Source organism: Mycobacterium sp. 1165196.3, assembly GCF_001673415.1.
GTDB lineage: Bacteria > Actinomycetota > Actinomycetes > Mycobacteriales > Mycobacteriaceae > Mycobacterium > Mycobacterium europaeum_A.
Genome location: NZ_LZLU01000268.1, coordinates 1 through 13,675 on the forward strand (window position 1 = coordinate 1; position 13,675 = coordinate 13,675).

A 13,675-nucleotide genomic window follows, 5' to 3' on the forward strand; every position below is an offset into this window, starting at 1 on the left:
ACGCGTCTATCACCACGAGATCCCCGGTGGCCAGTTGTCGAATCTGCGCCAGCAGGCCATCGCCCTGGGGCTTGGTGACCGGTTCGAGGACATCGAAAACGCCTACGCCGGAGCCGATGCCATCCTGGGGCACCTCGTCAAGGTCACTCCGTCCAGCAAGGTGGTCGGTGATCTGGCGCTGGCGCTGGTGGGCGCCGGGGTCAGCGCGCAGGACTTCGCCGAGGACCCCGCCCGCTATGACATCCCGGACTCGGTCATCGGCTTCCTGCGCGGAGAACTCGGTGACCCACCGGGCGGCTGGCCCGAACCGTTGCGCACCAAGGCATTAGAAGGACGCGGCCCGGCGAAGCCTGAACAGGAGCTGTCGGCCGACGACGATAGGGCGTTGGCCACCCCGGGCGCCGACCGCCAGGCGGCGCTGAACCGGCTGCTGTTCCCCGGGCCCACCAAAGAACTCGAGGACCATCGCGAACAGTACGGGGACACCTCTCGGCTGAGCGCCAACCAGTTCTTCTACGGATTACGCCACGGCGACGAGCATCGCGTCGAGCTGGAGCGCGGTGTGGAGCTGTTGATCGGCCTAGAGGCCGTCTCGGATGCCGACGAACGTGGCATGCGCACGGTGATGTGCATCCTCAACGGTCAGCTACGCCCGGTCGTGGTGCGCGATCGCAGCATCGCCTCCGACGTGCCGGCGGCCGAAAAGGCCGACCGCGCCAACCCGGACCACATCGCGGCTCCCTTTGCCGGGGTCGTGACGGTGACCACCGACGTCGGCGAGGAAGTCGAAGCCGGCCAGACGATCGCGACGATCGAAGCGATGAAGATGGAAGCCGCCGTCACCACGCCGAAGGCCGGCAAGGTCGCGCGAATCGCGGTCTCGCAAACGGCACAGGTCGAGGGCGGCGACCTTCTGGTGGTGATCGACTAGCGCCGGAGGCTGCTCTTGATCAGGGCAGCGCGCGCCAGGGTCTGTTCGGCCTGCTTCACGTGGGCGGCGTCGACCAGCACGCCGTTCACCCCGACGGCACCGCGGCCCTTGGCCTCGGCCGCCCGGTAGGCGGCGACATTGGCTTCGGCCCGGGCGATTTCGTCGGCGGTCGGGGCGTAGACCTCGTTGGCGACGGGAACCTGGTCGGGATGGATGGCCCACTTGCCGGTGTAGCCGAGCAGCGACGCGCGCCGCGCGTCGCGTTCGTAGCCCGACAGGTCCCGGTAGTCGGGATACGGCGCGTCGATCGCGTCGATGCCGGCGATGCGGGCGGCCACGATCACCTTGTTGCGCGCGTAAGCCCAGAATTCGCCGGGATATTCGCCGAGTGGGACGAAGTTGGTGTCCACCCGGGCGCCCTGCGACAGCGAGAAGTCACCCACGCCGAAGATCAAGGCATCCAGCCGAGGGCTGGCCGCCGCGATCTCTTCGGCGTTGGCCAGGCCTTCGACCTCTTCGATGAGGACCTCGAGCCGAATGCGGTTGCTCAGGCCGAATTTGGCCTCCAGCTGAGTGAGCAGCACGTCCACCCACCACACATCGCGGGCCCTGCGGGCTTTCGGAATGATGATCGTGTCCAGGTTCTGGCCGGCCTTGGTCACCACCTCGACGACGTCGTCGTGGCACCACGGGGTGTCCAGCCCGTTGATCCGGATGGCACGGGCGGTGTGGCCCCAGTCGATGTCGTTGAGGGCGGCGATCGCCTTGGCGCGCGACTCCTCCTTGAACGCCACGGGCACCGCGTCTTCGAGATCGAGGAACACCAGGTCGGCGCCGCAACGGGCGCCCTTCTCGAACATGTTGTCGTTGCTCGCGGGTACCGCGAGTTCGGAACGACGGAGCAGATCGGTCACCAGTGAGGTCCTTCTGTCACAGCACGCCGCGGGCGTGCAGGTCGTCAATGTCGTTGGCGGTCAGCCCGAGTAGTTCGCCATAGACCTCGGCGTTGTGTTCGCCGAGGCGAGGTCCGAGATGCTCGACCGTGCCGGACGCCGAGGAGAACCGCGGCACGGGTGCCTGCACCTTCATGGCTCCCAGCTGGGCGTCCTCGACGGTGATGAACACCTCCCGATGCGCCAGTTGCTCGTCGGCGATTAGATCGCCGATGTCATAGACGGGGGCCGCGGCCACCTCGTGGGCGTCGAAAATGGCCATCGCTTCCGAAAGAGTCTTTGTGGCAACCCAATCGGCCACCACCGCGTCGACCTCCCGGGCCCGGGCCAGCCGTCGCTGCGGGTCGGAGAAGTCCGCGTCGGCCAGCAGGTCGTTGCGGCCGATCGCCCGGAACACCCGCAGGGCCAACGCCGGTGAACTGCCCGACATTGCCAGCCACTTGTCGTCGGCGGTGCGATAGGTGTTGCGCGGCGCGGAGATATCCCATCTGTTGCCCGATCGCTCGGGCACCAGACCCAACTGGTCGTAGCCCAGCAGCGTCTGCTCCAGCAGCCGGGCCAGCGGATCGATGAGGTTGACGTCGATCAACTGCCCGGGCCCGCCGCGCACGTCACGGTGATAGAGCGCCATCAGCACCGCGTAGGCCGCGTTCAGCGAGGCGACACCGTCGGCCAGCATGAACGGCGGCAGGGTGGGAGGCCCGCCGGCCTGGCCGGTGATATGCGCGAATCCGCTCATCGCCTCACCGAGCGTGCCGAACCCCGGGCGCTCACTCTTCGGCCCGCTCAATCCGTAACCGGTGATGTGCAGCATCACGATCCGGTCGTTGACCGCACGCAGGCTCTCATAGTCCAGCCCCCACTTGCGCAATGTCTGGGGACGGGTGTTGAAGATGGCGACGTCGGCGCGCGCCACCAGACGGCGCACCAACGCCTGGCCCTCGGCGCAGCGCAAGTCCAGCGTGATCGAACGCTTGTTGCGCGAAATCGACTTCCACATCAACCCGACTCCGTCGCGCTGATTGCCCCAGCCGCGGATCGGGTCGCCGTGCCCGGGTTGTTCCACCTTGATCACGTCGGCGCCGAACTCGCCCAGGTAGGTCGCCACCAGGGGTGCGGCGGCCAGGGTGGCGAGGTCGAGTACCCGCAGCCCGTCAAGCATTGGCACCGGCAGCCACCCGCGCGCACGAAGGGCGCTGCAGCCCAAGGTGTTCCCGCAACGTCGACGCCTCGTACTCGGTGCGGAACAGCCCCCGGCGCTGCAGCTCCGGAACCACCATGCGCACAACGTCTTCGAACGCCCCGGGCAGATGCGTTGCGGCCAGCACGAATCCGTCGCAGGCTCCGGTTTGAAACCAGTCCGCCATCTGATCGGCGACCTGGGGGCCGGTACCCACGAAACGGGGGCCCTGCAGCAGGGTGGCGCGATGGTTGGCGAGGTCGCGCAGCGTGACCGCTTCCCCGCCGATATGGGTGCGCAGGTTCTGCACCAGACCGCGGATTCCGGAGACGGAGGCCAGCAGTTCGTCGGTGACCGGATCGTCGAGATCGTGTTGGGCGAAGTCGTAATTCATCAATTCCGACAAGAGCGTCAGCGATGCCATCGGATGAACCAGATCATCCAGGAACATGGCTTCGCGCTCCTTGGCGTGGGCTTCCGACTCGCCGACCACAGCGTATGCCATGGGGCAGATGCGAACCGCGGCGGGATCGCGGCCGGCGTCGGCGATGCGGTCCTTCTGATCGGTGTAGTGGCTGCGCGCCACGTCGATCCCGGGATCACCGGTGAAGATCAATTCCGCCCACCGCGAGGCGAATTCGCGTCCCCGTCCCGACGAACCGGCCTGGATGATGACCGGGCGGCCCTGCGGGGTTCGCGGCACCGTCAACGGCCCGCGCGTGGAGAAGAATCGGCCGACGTGGCCCAACTCGTGCACCTTGGTGGGATCCGCGTACTGCCCCGACACCCGGTCGTGCAGAACGGCGCCGTCCTCCCAGGTGTCCCACAGCCCGGTTACCACGTCCATGAATTCGTCGGCTCGGTCGTAACGTTCGTCGTGGCCGAGGTGGGCGTCGACGCCGAAGTTCTGTGCCTCGCTGTCGTTGACCGAGGTGACCACGTTCCATGCGGCGCGGCCGCCCGACAGGTGATCCAGCGAGGCGAACGTTCTCGCGACGTGGAACGGCTGGTAGTAGGTCGTCGAGTAGGTGGCGCCCAGCCCGATCCTGGAGGTGGCCTGTGCGAGTACGCCGAGGATCACGCTGAGGTCCAGCTTGACCGGGCGGGCGCCGTACTGGACGGCCTCGCCCACCGAGCCGCCGTAGACGCCGGGCATCGCCAGACGGTCGTCGAAGAACATCAGGTCGAAGCAGCCCTCTTCGAGCTGGCGGCCGATCTTGGCGTAGTAGGAGGCGTCCAGGTATCGGTGCTCGGTTGCGGGATGCCGCCAGGAGCCCGCGTAGACGGAAGTGCTGCCGGCCTGCATGAAGGCGACGAGGGCAATCTTGTCGGTGCGCATTTTTGAAACGTAACATCTGATATTTCAGATATCAAACGCTAGATGTGCCGTTTGGTATTGTGCGCAGGTGGCGAGGATCGATATTTCCGGAACCGTCCGTGAGCGCGCCGCGCGCGAGCTACGCGACCGGATTCTCACCGGCGCACTGCCCGCCGGGGCGCGGGTCGACCTCGATGCGATCACGGCGGAATTCGCGACCAGCCGCACCCCCGTGCGAGAGGCGCTGCTGGAGCTGTCCTTCGAGGGCCTGGTCCAGGTCGCCCCACGCAGCGGCGTGACCGTGCTCGGCATCAGCCCGGACGACGTCCTGGACAGCTTCACCATCCTCGGTGTGCTGACCGGGCAGGCCGCGGCGTGGGCGGCCGCACGGATCGAGCGACCGGAGCTGGAGACACTGCGCGAACTCGCGGCCGACGTCGTCGCTCGATCCGGTGACGACAGCATCGGCGAGGCGAACTGGCATTTCCATCAGATGATCCACCGCGCCGCGCACTCGCCCCGGCTGATGAACCAGATCAAACAGGCCGCCCGGGTGGTGCCGAGCAATTTCCTCACCCTGTTCCCCGAGCACGAGAAGCACTCACTCGACGAGCACCAGGAGCTATTGGACGCGCTCGGCGACAAAGACGCCGAGCGTGCGCGCGCCATTGCCGAACGACATGTCCTGGACGCGGGCCGCTCGCTGGCCGACTGGCTGGAGCAGCGCCGCGACGGTTAACCGCGGGCGCCGGTCAACTGTCAGCCGCCGCCGGCTCCTCCGCCTGCGCCACCCGCGGCACCACCCCCGCCCGCCGGGGGGCTTTCGCCGCTGCCGCCGTAGGGCACTTGCTGCGGAGCGGGCGCAGGTGGAGCCGGACTGGACGATGTCGGCGTCGGCGGCGCCTCGGGAAGAGTTGCCGCTGCACTCGCGCCCGCACCACAACCGACCGCCAGCGCCACCAGGGCGGTACCACCTAGCAGGGTCATCGTCATCATCGCCTCAGATCTCAACGGATCTCCCCTTTTCGTCTGTGAGCATGGCTTCGAGCTCACATACCCGCATTCCGGTTTTGCAATCGCGCGTTGACGATTCGAGGCGGTCAGCTGAGTGCGGGCAAGACCTGGTCGGTGAGCAACTGGACCGACTTCCACGCTTCGTCGACCGGCATGCCGCCGACCAGGGGGTGCATCACGAGGGGCCCATAGTTGTCGGCATCGCGCACCTCCGTGATCAGCTGCTCCGGGGTGAGGAAGCGGTATCGTCCCGACGCCCTGACCTGGTCCAGCGTTTGAACACCGGGCAGGTGCATGAGCGAACGCTGGTCGGTGGACCACCGGCCGTAAGTCACTGCCTCCCAAAGGATATGCTGTCCCAGCTCCGCCCACGCCTGGTCGGGGTCCTCGTGCAGGTAGATCATTCCGCGGTTGACCGGCCCCGGCATGAGGATGAACGGCGACATGCCCGCCTCCGCACACAGCTCGCGGTAATAGTCGGCGATATCGGGCAGGTGGTCCGCCAAACTGAGCGGCAGCCGGAACCGGGCCGCGCGCCGCGCCGTGGCACGTGCGCCACCCCCGACGTACAGCGGGGGATGCGGCCGCGACCAGGTGCCGGTGCAGATTCCGTGTTCCGGATCAGTACCCGACCACACGGCGAGCATTCGTTCCAGCAGGGCATCCATCAGTGCACCGCGCCGGCTGAAATCGGCTCCGAGAGCGTCATATTCGGCCGTCCGGTAGCCCAGGCCCACCGTTGTGTGCAGACGTCCGCGGCTCATGTTGTCCACGAGGGCGATGTCCTCGGCAAGTCGCACCGGATTCCACAATGGCCCCAACGCGCAATCGACGCTCGCGATCAGCTTCGAGGTCCGGGCCAAAAACATCGCCGCGGCCATGATCGGATTGCAGCTCCACCCGTGTCCGGTCGCGTGATGCTCGTCGACGCTGACGGACGTGATGCCGTGGGACTCTCCCCACTGTCCCAGCTCGAGCGCCGCGGATAGGAGCTTGCCCTGCGTGCGTGGATCGCCTTGCGGGGAGGCGAAATTGAAGCGCAGCACCGTCAACAGCATCTGCGCGCCTTGCTACGCTTCCGGGCCGGCCGCCGCCTGCAGGAAACCCGGAAAGTCCGGGAACAGCGCGCGGTCGACGATCTCGATGCGGGTTCCCGCGTCGTCGACGTAGTAGGCGAAGACCGCCAGATCGCCGTTCGAAGACGGGTCCGCGGTGTCGGCGGTGGCTTCGAAGCTGAAGCCGTTGTCTTCCAGCATCTTTGCACTCTCGGCCAGGTTGTCGGTCCAGTAGCCGAGGTGGTGGATCGCGTTGCCGGGTGCCGCCGTCCAGGCCGTCCCGGGTACCTCCTTGATCAGTTCGACGTGCGGCGCCTGCAGCGAATAGACGAAAGTCGAAGTGATCTCTTGGGTTCCGCCGGCCGTGCGAAAGGGCAAGGTGTAGCTCACCGGGGTGATCCACCGGTAACCGGCCAGCGCGCTCAGCCTTGCCATCGCCGCGTCGAGGTCGGGCACGATGATGCCGGTGTGGTAGAAGTCCTCGGGCCGTAACGCGAATGCCGTCATGTGTTCCTCGCTATCTGGTTGCGCAGCCAGGCACTCTCCCAGAAGTTCGTGCTGCTGGCGAGAAGTTTTTCATGGGCGTCGCGCAACACGGCGCGAGCCCCCGGATGATCCCCCGGAACAATCTCGGCCAGGTGGATGGCCTGCAGCGCGCGATCGGCTGCCAAATGAGCCCGGGCACGCTCCAGCAGCGCATCGGCGCCGGCCAGTTCGACCACGTCGGCGGCGACGGAATCGAACCCGACGGGGTAAAGCTCGGTGGTCGATTCGTGGTGGAACCAGCCGGAGTAGTTCTCCCAGACTGCCCGCACGTCCCAGGCGACTTTGCCGTAGCCCTGTCCCACTTCGTATTCCGCGGGAAGCGTGATTTCGCGCATCAACGTGCGAACATCCTTGCCGGCGTTCATCCCGTCAACGGTTTGGTCGTGGATGTACTGGATGGCGTTTCGCAGCCTCGTGAGCTCTCGGTCGATGCGCTCGGCGCCCTGGACGGGCTCGAAGTGCCCGGTCACCAGCAGGTCGGCCTGCAGGTCCCGCACCCTGTCCACCGACGCGATCGCCGTCAACGCGTCCCGATACCGATCGCCGCGCATGGTGACCAGGTTGGGAATGTGCCCGATCAGCGGACCAAAGGTGTTTCCACACAGGCAGATCCGCTCGTTGGGCAGCCATACCACGAGGGAGTCGGTGGTCTCTCCACCGGGCACCGAAATCAGTTCCATTCGCCGGCCGCCGATTTCCAGGCGCAGGGTGTCCTCGAAATCGACGTCGACCACCGGCACGCTCTGGCCCGCCAGCCGCGACGTCCCCAGGCGCCGTTGGATGGCCTGAATGCCGGTGGCCAACGTGTCTTTGAATGCGAAAGCGCTGCGGCTGGCCCGATACGGGATCAGCCGGTCGTTGTCGTCGCGCCAGCTCTTCCAGTTCGCCTGCGCGACAACGATCGTGTCGGGATCACGCACGCTGTCCAGGCCGCCGACGTGATCGACGTGGCCCTGCGTGAAGATGATGTAGCGCACCGGCGACGGGTCGACGGCGTCGAAGTTGGCGCGATGCACCGGCCCCTCGAAGCCCATCCCGGTGTTGATGACCACCCGACCCTCGGTCGTGGTGAGCAGATACGAGTTGGACAGGCCCGGCGAACACCACAGGCCCGGGGCGATCTCCTCGGCCCTCTCGGCGGACGCCGGGCGCATCGAGTCGGCGCCCGGCCGGCTCCGATAGACCGGTTCGGACATCGCTGGTGACTCCTTTTATTCGGGACGGACGTCGAACTTATCGAGGTAGAAGCCGAAACGGCTGCGCAGTTCGTCGGCGGAGGTGCCGAAGTGCCGCTGCAGTTCATAGTGGATGCGGCCGTGTTTTCCCCGTGGATTACCGTCCAGGTAGCGCTGGAACCGTTCGCGTACCTTGGGCGGCAGCTCAACGCCGGCGCGCTGGTACAGCTTTTCGAGCACCGGCGTCTCGTTGCCGCCCAGCTGGTGGAAGTTGATGTCGATGCTGCGTTCGGGCGCCACCAGATGGCGGTCGCGCACGCATGCGCTGAGGAGTCGATACACGCGGTCGGTCCAATAGTCCAGCAGCCACTGCGGGTCAATGCTGCTGCGGCGCAACCGATCCGAGTACGCCATCATGGTGGTCGCCGACTGGATCACCGCGGCGGGGTCGCGGTGCGTGAAGGCTACCGTCGCGTCGGGGAACGTCGCCATCAACGGGCCGAGCTGCTCGCAGTGCTGGGGACTCTTGAGCACCCATGTCCGTGGACCGCGCAGGAAGGTCAGCGCCTGCAGCACCTTCTTCATGTACGCGTAGTGCCGAGTTTGGTCGAGGCCCAAGTAATAGTCGCGCCAATCGGGCACGCGCGCATGCCATTCCAGCACGTACGAGGCCATGTCGAGGTCGAGAAGCTCCACTTCCTCCTCGATCGCCTCGGGAAAACGGTCATGCATCGCGGCCACCACGGGTGCACTCGCCATCAGCGCATCATGTTCCGCTTTCGCGCGGGCATAGCGGGGATCGACGCCGAAGATGTCGGGGCCCTGCCCCAGCGCGGGAATGGGATCCTGGCTCTCCCAATACGGCAGCGCGCGCCGGCGCGGGTCGGAGGCAATGAGATTCACCAGATGGGTGGTGCCCGAACGCGGCATCCCGACGACGATGAACGGTTTTTCGATCGGGATAGATTCTATTTCGGGATAGCGCCGGATGAGTTCGGTGAGCGATAGCCGGTTGCGGAGCAGGCGCACGACACGTTGGCGCAGCGATCCGCGGGTGAGCTGGCGCAGCGCGTCGTCGGCTTCGATGGCCCCGACGTGCGCCCGCAGCCGGTCGGCGAAGCCGTCGGTGTCGTCGAGGTCGGCGGTTCCGGCCGGCAGGCCGGTCTGCTCGATGGCCTCGGCGAGCATCCGATCGATGTCCAGATCGACGGGCTTGGCTTCGGTGAATTCCAGGATCTGGCGCTGCACGTCGGTCAGTCGGGGCGCCGTCAGGTCGTCGAAGTCGATGTCGTCAACCGCGGAACCCACCGCAACCCCTCTCCGACGCATCAGGTGAGAAAGACGACACAGACGCTAGCCGCGGCGCAGATCCGTCGTGCATCCACCTCGCCGCGCCCGGCCGGCGCTAGAGGTTGGCCAGATCGTCGGGGACGTCGACCTTGTGTTCTTGCAGCGCCTCCAGGGGCACCACCTCGAGGGTGCTCTCGTGCGTCGCGGCCAACACCACCGGGGCGGCACAACCGTCGTGGTGGGCGCGCAGCCAGTTCAGCGCGGTCACGCACCAACGGTCGCCGGGCAGCAGACCGGGGAACCTGTACTCGGGCACCGGCGTCAACAGGTCATTGCCGATCGAGCGCTGGTGCTCGAGGAATTCGGCGGTCATCACCGCACAGATCGTGTGCCGCCCGAGATCCTGTGGACCGGTCGAGCAACAGCCGTCGCGATAAAAACCGGTCAGCGGGTCCGTGCCGCACGGTTCCAGCGGGCCGCCAAGCACGTTTCGATCTGGCACCCGTTCAGTATTGCGCTCTCGAGGGTGAAGTTTGAAGAAAATCTGCCGACTGCTTCGTCGGGTTTTCGCGTGACGGACCCGTCGGGTGCCCGTGTGGACGCCCGGGCATCGGGCGTGTTAACTCGAATCGATGTCGACGCCGCCCAACCAACCCGGAAATCCGCCCGGTGAGCCACCCTGGGGATGGCAGCCTCCGCAGGGATATCCGCCCCCGCAGCCCTACCCCGGCTTCCCGGGGTATCCCGGCTATCCCGGATACGGCGACCCCCAGGCGCCGTACGGCCGCGATCCGGTGACCGGGCTGGCGCTGTCCGACAAGTCTGCGACCACCGCCGGCTTACTTCAGCTGTTCTTCGGCGTGTTCGGTATCGGCCGCTTCTATATCGACTCGACGCAGATCGCGGTCGCGCAGCTGTGCCTGGGGCTGTTCGGGGTTCTCTTCAGCCTCTTTTGTTTTCTCGGATTTCCGGTCCTGCTCGGCGTCACCGTCTGGGCCATCGTCGACGCGATCATGATCTTCACAGGCAGCGTCAAAGACAAGTACGGTCGCAAGCTGCGTTAGGCGCCTGAGTTGGACAACGTTTTCAACTGTCCGCCAACACTTTTGGCTTGCGTTGGGCCCAGATTTTAACCTGGACGGCTTCGCCACGATCCAGGGCGCGCCGGTGGTAGTGGTCACGGATTGGTCACGATCGCGGGCGAACTTGGCCGTGCGACGGTGCCGACAACGAACCTGTCGCGACGCGCTGAGCAAATCCCGGGGAAATCGTCCCGAAAACTTATCGTCACATCGTGGAACGACGTACGGCCCTCAAACTCCCCCTGTTACTGGCGGCGGGCGCCGCAGTTGCCCGGGCACCTCGGGCCTCCGCGGAGGAAGCGGGCCGGTGGTCACCCGAGCGCGCGAGCCGTTGGTATCAAGCGCAGGGCTGGCTCGTCGGAGCGAACTACATTCCGGCGAACGCCATCAACCAGCTCGAGATGTTCCAGCCCGATACCTTCGATCCGCGGCGCATCGACACCGAACTCGGCTGGGCCCAGTTCTACGGCCACAACACCGCGCGGGTGTTCCTTCATGATCAGCTGTGGGCCGCCGACCAGCGTGGCTTCCAAACGCGCCTAGGGCAATTCGTTGACATCGCCGCGCGCCACCGCATCAAACCGCTGTTCGTGTTCTTCGATTCCTGTTGGGATCCGCATCCACGCGCGGGGCGCCAGCGCGCGCCCAGGCCCGGCGTGCACAACTCGGGGTGGGCGCAGAGCCCGGGCGCCGAACGACTCGGCGACCCTCGCTACGTCCCGGTCATGCGCGACTACGTCACCGCGGTGATGACCCAATTCCGCAACGACAACCGGGTTTTGGGCTGGGACCTGTGGAACGAGCCCGACAATCCCGCGCGCCAGTACCGCAGCGTCGAAAGAAGCGACAAGGAACAACTGGTCACCAATCTGCTGCCCCAGGTGTTTCGGTGGGCCCGGGCGGTGGATCCCAGTCAGCCGTTGACAAGCGGTGTGTGGCAGGGCGATTGGGGGCAAGCTCAGGGGCGTAGCGCGATCAGCGACATCCAGCTTGCCAACGCCGACGTGATCACCTTCCACTCCTACGCCGGGCCTTCGGGGTTCGAAAATCGGATCAACGAACTCACCCCGCTGGGCCGGCCGATCCTGTGCACGGAGTACATGGCGCGCCCCCAGGGCAGCACCGTCGAATCGATCCTGCCGGTTGCCAAGCGCCACAACGTCGGCGCCATCAACTGGGGCCTGGTGGCCGGCAAAACGCAGACCTACTTCCCCTGGGACTCATGGGATCACCCGTACACCTCGGTCCCCAAGGTGTGGTTCCACGACCTGATCCGGCCCGAGGGCCGCCCGTTTCAAGACATCGAAGCGCTGACGGTGCGAAAGCTGGCCGGTAGCCAGACCTGATCAGGGTTGCGGCCGGGGTAACCCTTCGCTGAAGTCGATCAACGCTCGCCCGCCACAGACCTTCCGGTAGTAGGGTTATACCTGCTCAGAAGGGGGCGGCGATGGTCGTCGGTGTTGGTCGGCTACTGGCGGCGTCATGACGTGGGAAAATTTCACCGAAGCAGAACTGATCGCGGCGGGCGGCGGCGATCCATGGGCGATCAATCAGAGCCTGCAGGCCGGCAGCCCGTTTCAGATCGACCGTTTGGCGGAGGCCTTTCACGGTGCCGGTCGGCACACCGCCGAAGCCGACCACGCCTTCGAAGACGCGCAGAAACGCTTTGCCGCCGCTTGGAACCACCAGGACGGTGGTCACCCGATCAATGACTCCGACGAAGTCCAACGAGTCACCAAATCCCTTGGTGCACAGTCTGAGCGACTACCGAAGATCGGCGCCGATCTGGAATCCATCGCCGCCGCGTTGGCCGATGCGCAAAAGCAAGGGGCTCAAGAGATCGCCCTGCTGGACAGCGAGCTGCGGGGACTCGACAGACTCATCCACGCGATAAATCATGACCTGACATTCGAACTCTCCGCGTCGGAACGCGACAAATTAGAGAAGCTGAGGGACGCTGCGCACGCCCAGGCCGCGGACGACGTCCGCGAAGCCGTCAAGCAGATGAATTCAATTCGCAACGCCTACTCGGACACCTTACGGAAATCGATGAGCGCTCTGCATGCCGACGGTTACGACATCCCGAAAGCCGTAGACGGTTGGATCGAAAGCCCACTGAAACCCGGTGAGGTAAGAGATCTCGGTCCGATCGCCGGCACCGGCGGCATTCCCGGCATCCCAGGAATTGGGGCGGCCGACTTGGGGGAAGTCGTCGAGGTACCCGGGCAGCCCGGGAAGTACCTCGCTATCTTTGGTGATTCGTTCTCCGGCAATAAGGTCGGTGAGGGCGAGCACTATCGATCTGTCGCCGTTCCAGTGACCTTCGATGCCGATGGACGCCCGCATTTCGGGGCGCCATTGACGGGAGCAGAAGGTAGCGGTCGCGAGCTATTTCCCATCCCAACGGAAGCGAAGGGGGTTACCGACACCCTGCCAGCTGGGACGATCACGCTCGGCGACAAAACCTACATGATGGTGACGGGCACTCAGGGTGACTTGAAACCCGTGGCTTCGTGGCTGGTCGAGGTTAATGGTGACCCCGGTAAGGGGTGGGCCATGGTGCCAGGGTCGTTTCGGGGCGCGGGCGAAGCGCCCACACAGGTCAGCGGCTATAAGGGTACTGACGGCAAGGTCTACATCGCCGCCGATTCCTTCGACCGCAGCCGAGGCATCACCATGTACCGCGCGGATCCCGGCAACGTGTTCGATCGTTCAACCTGGCAGCCGTGGAACGGGAACGACTGGGGAAAGCCCGGACAGCAGGCCGTACAGGTAACCCCGAACCGTTACGGGGAGCTGAGCTTTCGAGAAATCGGCGGGAAGCCCGTCTTATCTGGCTTTAACGTAGACGCGCATATGGGAAGTATTGAAGTGCGGGTAGGAGCCAACCCGACCGAAATGTTTAGTGCGAACGTGCCCACAACCCTCGTTGCGCAGAATGGCGACCCAGGAGGCCCGAAGTTCATCCCACAACCGTACGGTGGATATATCCTGCCCGGATCAACGCTCGACGATTTGAAATTATTTGGAAGTCAATGGAATACGCTTAAGGATGCGAACGGCGTGCCGTTCGGTACTCCGTATAACACCCGAGAGTTTCAACTTAGCCCCTATCACTGACCCGCCTGAAC

13 protein-coding genes are annotated in these 13,675 nt (G+C 65.5%); 5 read left to right on the forward strand and 8 right to left on the reverse strand.

The genetic code is table 11. The annotated features are described in order from the left end of the window. Positions 1 to 931 (forward strand): biotin/lipoyl-containing protein (locus A5659_RS25375; RefSeq protein ID WP_304441600.1); only part of this gene is annotated, 931 nt, incomplete at its 5' end. Here the strand turns inward: A5659_RS25375 and A5659_RS25380 are convergent. From A5659_RS25380 to A5659_RS25390, 3 genes are read right to left on the reverse strand one after another with little or no spacing between them, the layout of a single operon-like run. Next, positions 928 to 1,845 carry a CoA ester lyase gene (locus A5659_RS25380; RefSeq protein ID WP_067143762.1) on the reverse strand — a complete coding sequence of 306 codons (918 nt, stop codon included), beginning with the start codon at positions 1,843 to 1,845 and terminating at the stop codon, positions 928 to 930. The genes A5659_RS25375 and A5659_RS25380 overlap by 4 nt on opposite strands. 16 nt (positions 1,846 to 1,861) lie before the next feature. Continuing rightward, positions 1,862 to 3,046: a CaiB/BaiF CoA-transferase family protein gene (locus tag A5659_RS25385; protein WP_067185096.1), complete on the reverse strand. Its 1,185-nt coding sequence runs from the start codon at positions 3,044 to 3,046 to the stop codon at positions 1,862 to 1,864. Beyond that, positions 3,039 to 4,403 (reverse strand): LLM class flavin-dependent oxidoreductase, encoded by a 1,365-nt coding sequence (locus tag A5659_RS25390; protein WP_066882483.1) that lies wholly within the window; start codon positions 4,401 to 4,403, stop codon positions 3,039 to 3,041. The genes A5659_RS25385 and A5659_RS25390 overlap by 8 nt, the downstream gene beginning before the upstream one ends. Positions 4,404 to 4,470: 67 nt before the next feature. On the opposite strand from A5659_RS25390, the gene A5659_RS25395 reads away from it, so the two are divergent. After that, a complete protein-coding gene (locus tag A5659_RS25395; RefSeq protein WP_067143766.1) occupies positions 4,471 to 5,121 on the forward strand; it encodes a GntR family transcriptional regulator in 651 nt (216 codons plus the stop codon). 361 nt (positions 5,122 to 5,482) lie between these two features. Here A5659_RS25395 and A5659_RS25400 read toward each other — a convergent pair whose 3' ends face one another. From A5659_RS25400 to A5659_RS25420, 5 genes are all read right to left on the reverse strand, one after another. After that, positions 5,483 to 6,454: an LLM class flavin-dependent oxidoreductase gene (locus A5659_RS25400; protein WP_067185101.1), complete on the reverse strand. Its 972-nt coding sequence runs from the start codon at positions 6,452 to 6,454 to the stop codon at positions 5,483 to 5,485. 12 nt (positions 6,455 to 6,466) lie between these two features. Next, positions 6,467 to 6,958 (reverse strand): VOC family protein, encoded by a 492-nt coding sequence (locus tag A5659_RS25405; RefSeq protein ID WP_067185105.1) that lies wholly within the window; start codon positions 6,956 to 6,958, stop codon positions 6,467 to 6,469. Beyond that, on the reverse strand, positions 6,955 to 8,193 hold the full coding sequence (locus A5659_RS25410; protein ID WP_067185108.1) for an MBL fold metallo-hydrolase: 1,239 nt from the start codon (positions 8,191 to 8,193) through the stop codon (positions 6,955 to 6,957). Before A5659_RS25410 ends, A5659_RS25405 begins: the two co-directional genes overlap by 4 nt. Before the next feature lie 15 nt (positions 8,194 to 8,208). Further along, on the reverse strand, positions 8,209 to 9,480 hold the full coding sequence (locus A5659_RS25415) for a sulfotransferase (RefSeq protein ID WP_067185112.1): 1,272 nt from the start codon (positions 9,478 to 9,480) through the stop codon (positions 8,209 to 8,211). Positions 9,481 to 9,577: 97 nt separating this feature from the next. Further along, positions 9,578 to 9,964, reverse strand: coding sequence for a DUF2237 family protein (locus tag A5659_RS25420; protein ID WP_064953898.1), 387 nt, complete (start codon positions 9,962 to 9,964; stop codon positions 9,578 to 9,580). A 130-nt stretch (positions 9,965 to 10,094) separates the two neighbouring features. Between A5659_RS25420 and A5659_RS25425 the strand changes: the two genes are divergently transcribed. The 3 genes from A5659_RS25425 to A5659_RS25435 all read left to right on the forward strand — a co-directional run bounded on the left by A5659_RS25425 (position 10,095) and on the right by A5659_RS25435 (position 13,664). Continuing rightward, positions 10,095 to 10,526: a TM2 domain-containing protein gene (locus tag A5659_RS25425; RefSeq protein ID WP_066868781.1), complete on the forward strand. Its 432-nt coding sequence runs from the start codon at positions 10,095 to 10,097 to the stop codon at positions 10,524 to 10,526. A gap of 230 nt (positions 10,527 to 10,756) precedes the next feature. Next, positions 10,757 to 11,890, forward strand: a complete 1,134-nt coding sequence (locus A5659_RS25430) for a cellulase family glycosylhydrolase (RefSeq protein WP_067143772.1) — start codon at positions 10,757 to 10,759, stop codon at positions 11,888 to 11,890. Positions 11,891 to 12,026: 136 nt separating this feature from the next. After that, entirely contained in the window at positions 12,027 to 13,664 is a 1,638-nt protein-coding gene (locus A5659_RS25435; RefSeq protein ID WP_067185115.1) for a DUF4185 domain-containing protein, read from the forward strand. Positions 13,665 to 13,675: the final 11 nt, after the last annotated feature.

Excerpts from the sequence above, each read along its gene's own strand:
- A5659_RS25385 (WP_067185096.1), bottom strand. The coding sequence starts at position 3,046 with ATGCTTGACGGGCTGCGGGTACTCGACCTCGCCACCCTGGCCGCCGCA.
- A5659_RS25390 (WP_066882483.1), bottom strand. The coding sequence starts at position 4,403 with ATGCGCACCGACAAGATTGCCCTCGTCGCCTTCATGCAGGCCGGCAGC.
- A5659_RS25400 (WP_067185101.1), bottom strand. The coding sequence starts at position 6,454 with ATGCTGTTGACGGTGCTGCGCTTCAATTTCGCCTCCCCGCAAGGCGAT.
- A5659_RS25405 (WP_067185105.1), bottom strand. The coding sequence starts at position 6,958 with ATGACGGCATTCGCGTTACGGCCCGAGGACTTCTACCACACCGGCATC.
- A5659_RS25410 (WP_067185108.1), bottom strand. The coding sequence starts at position 8,193 with ATGTCCGAACCGGTCTATCGGAGCCGGCCGGGCGCCGACTCGATGCGC.
- A5659_RS25425 (WP_066868781.1), top strand. The coding sequence starts at position 10,095 with ATGTCGACGCCGCCCAACCAACCCGGAAATCCGCCCGGTGAGCCACCC.
- A5659_RS25435 (WP_067185115.1), top strand. The coding sequence starts at position 12,027 with ATGACGTGGGAAAATTTCACCGAAGCAGAACTGATCGCGGCGGGCGGC.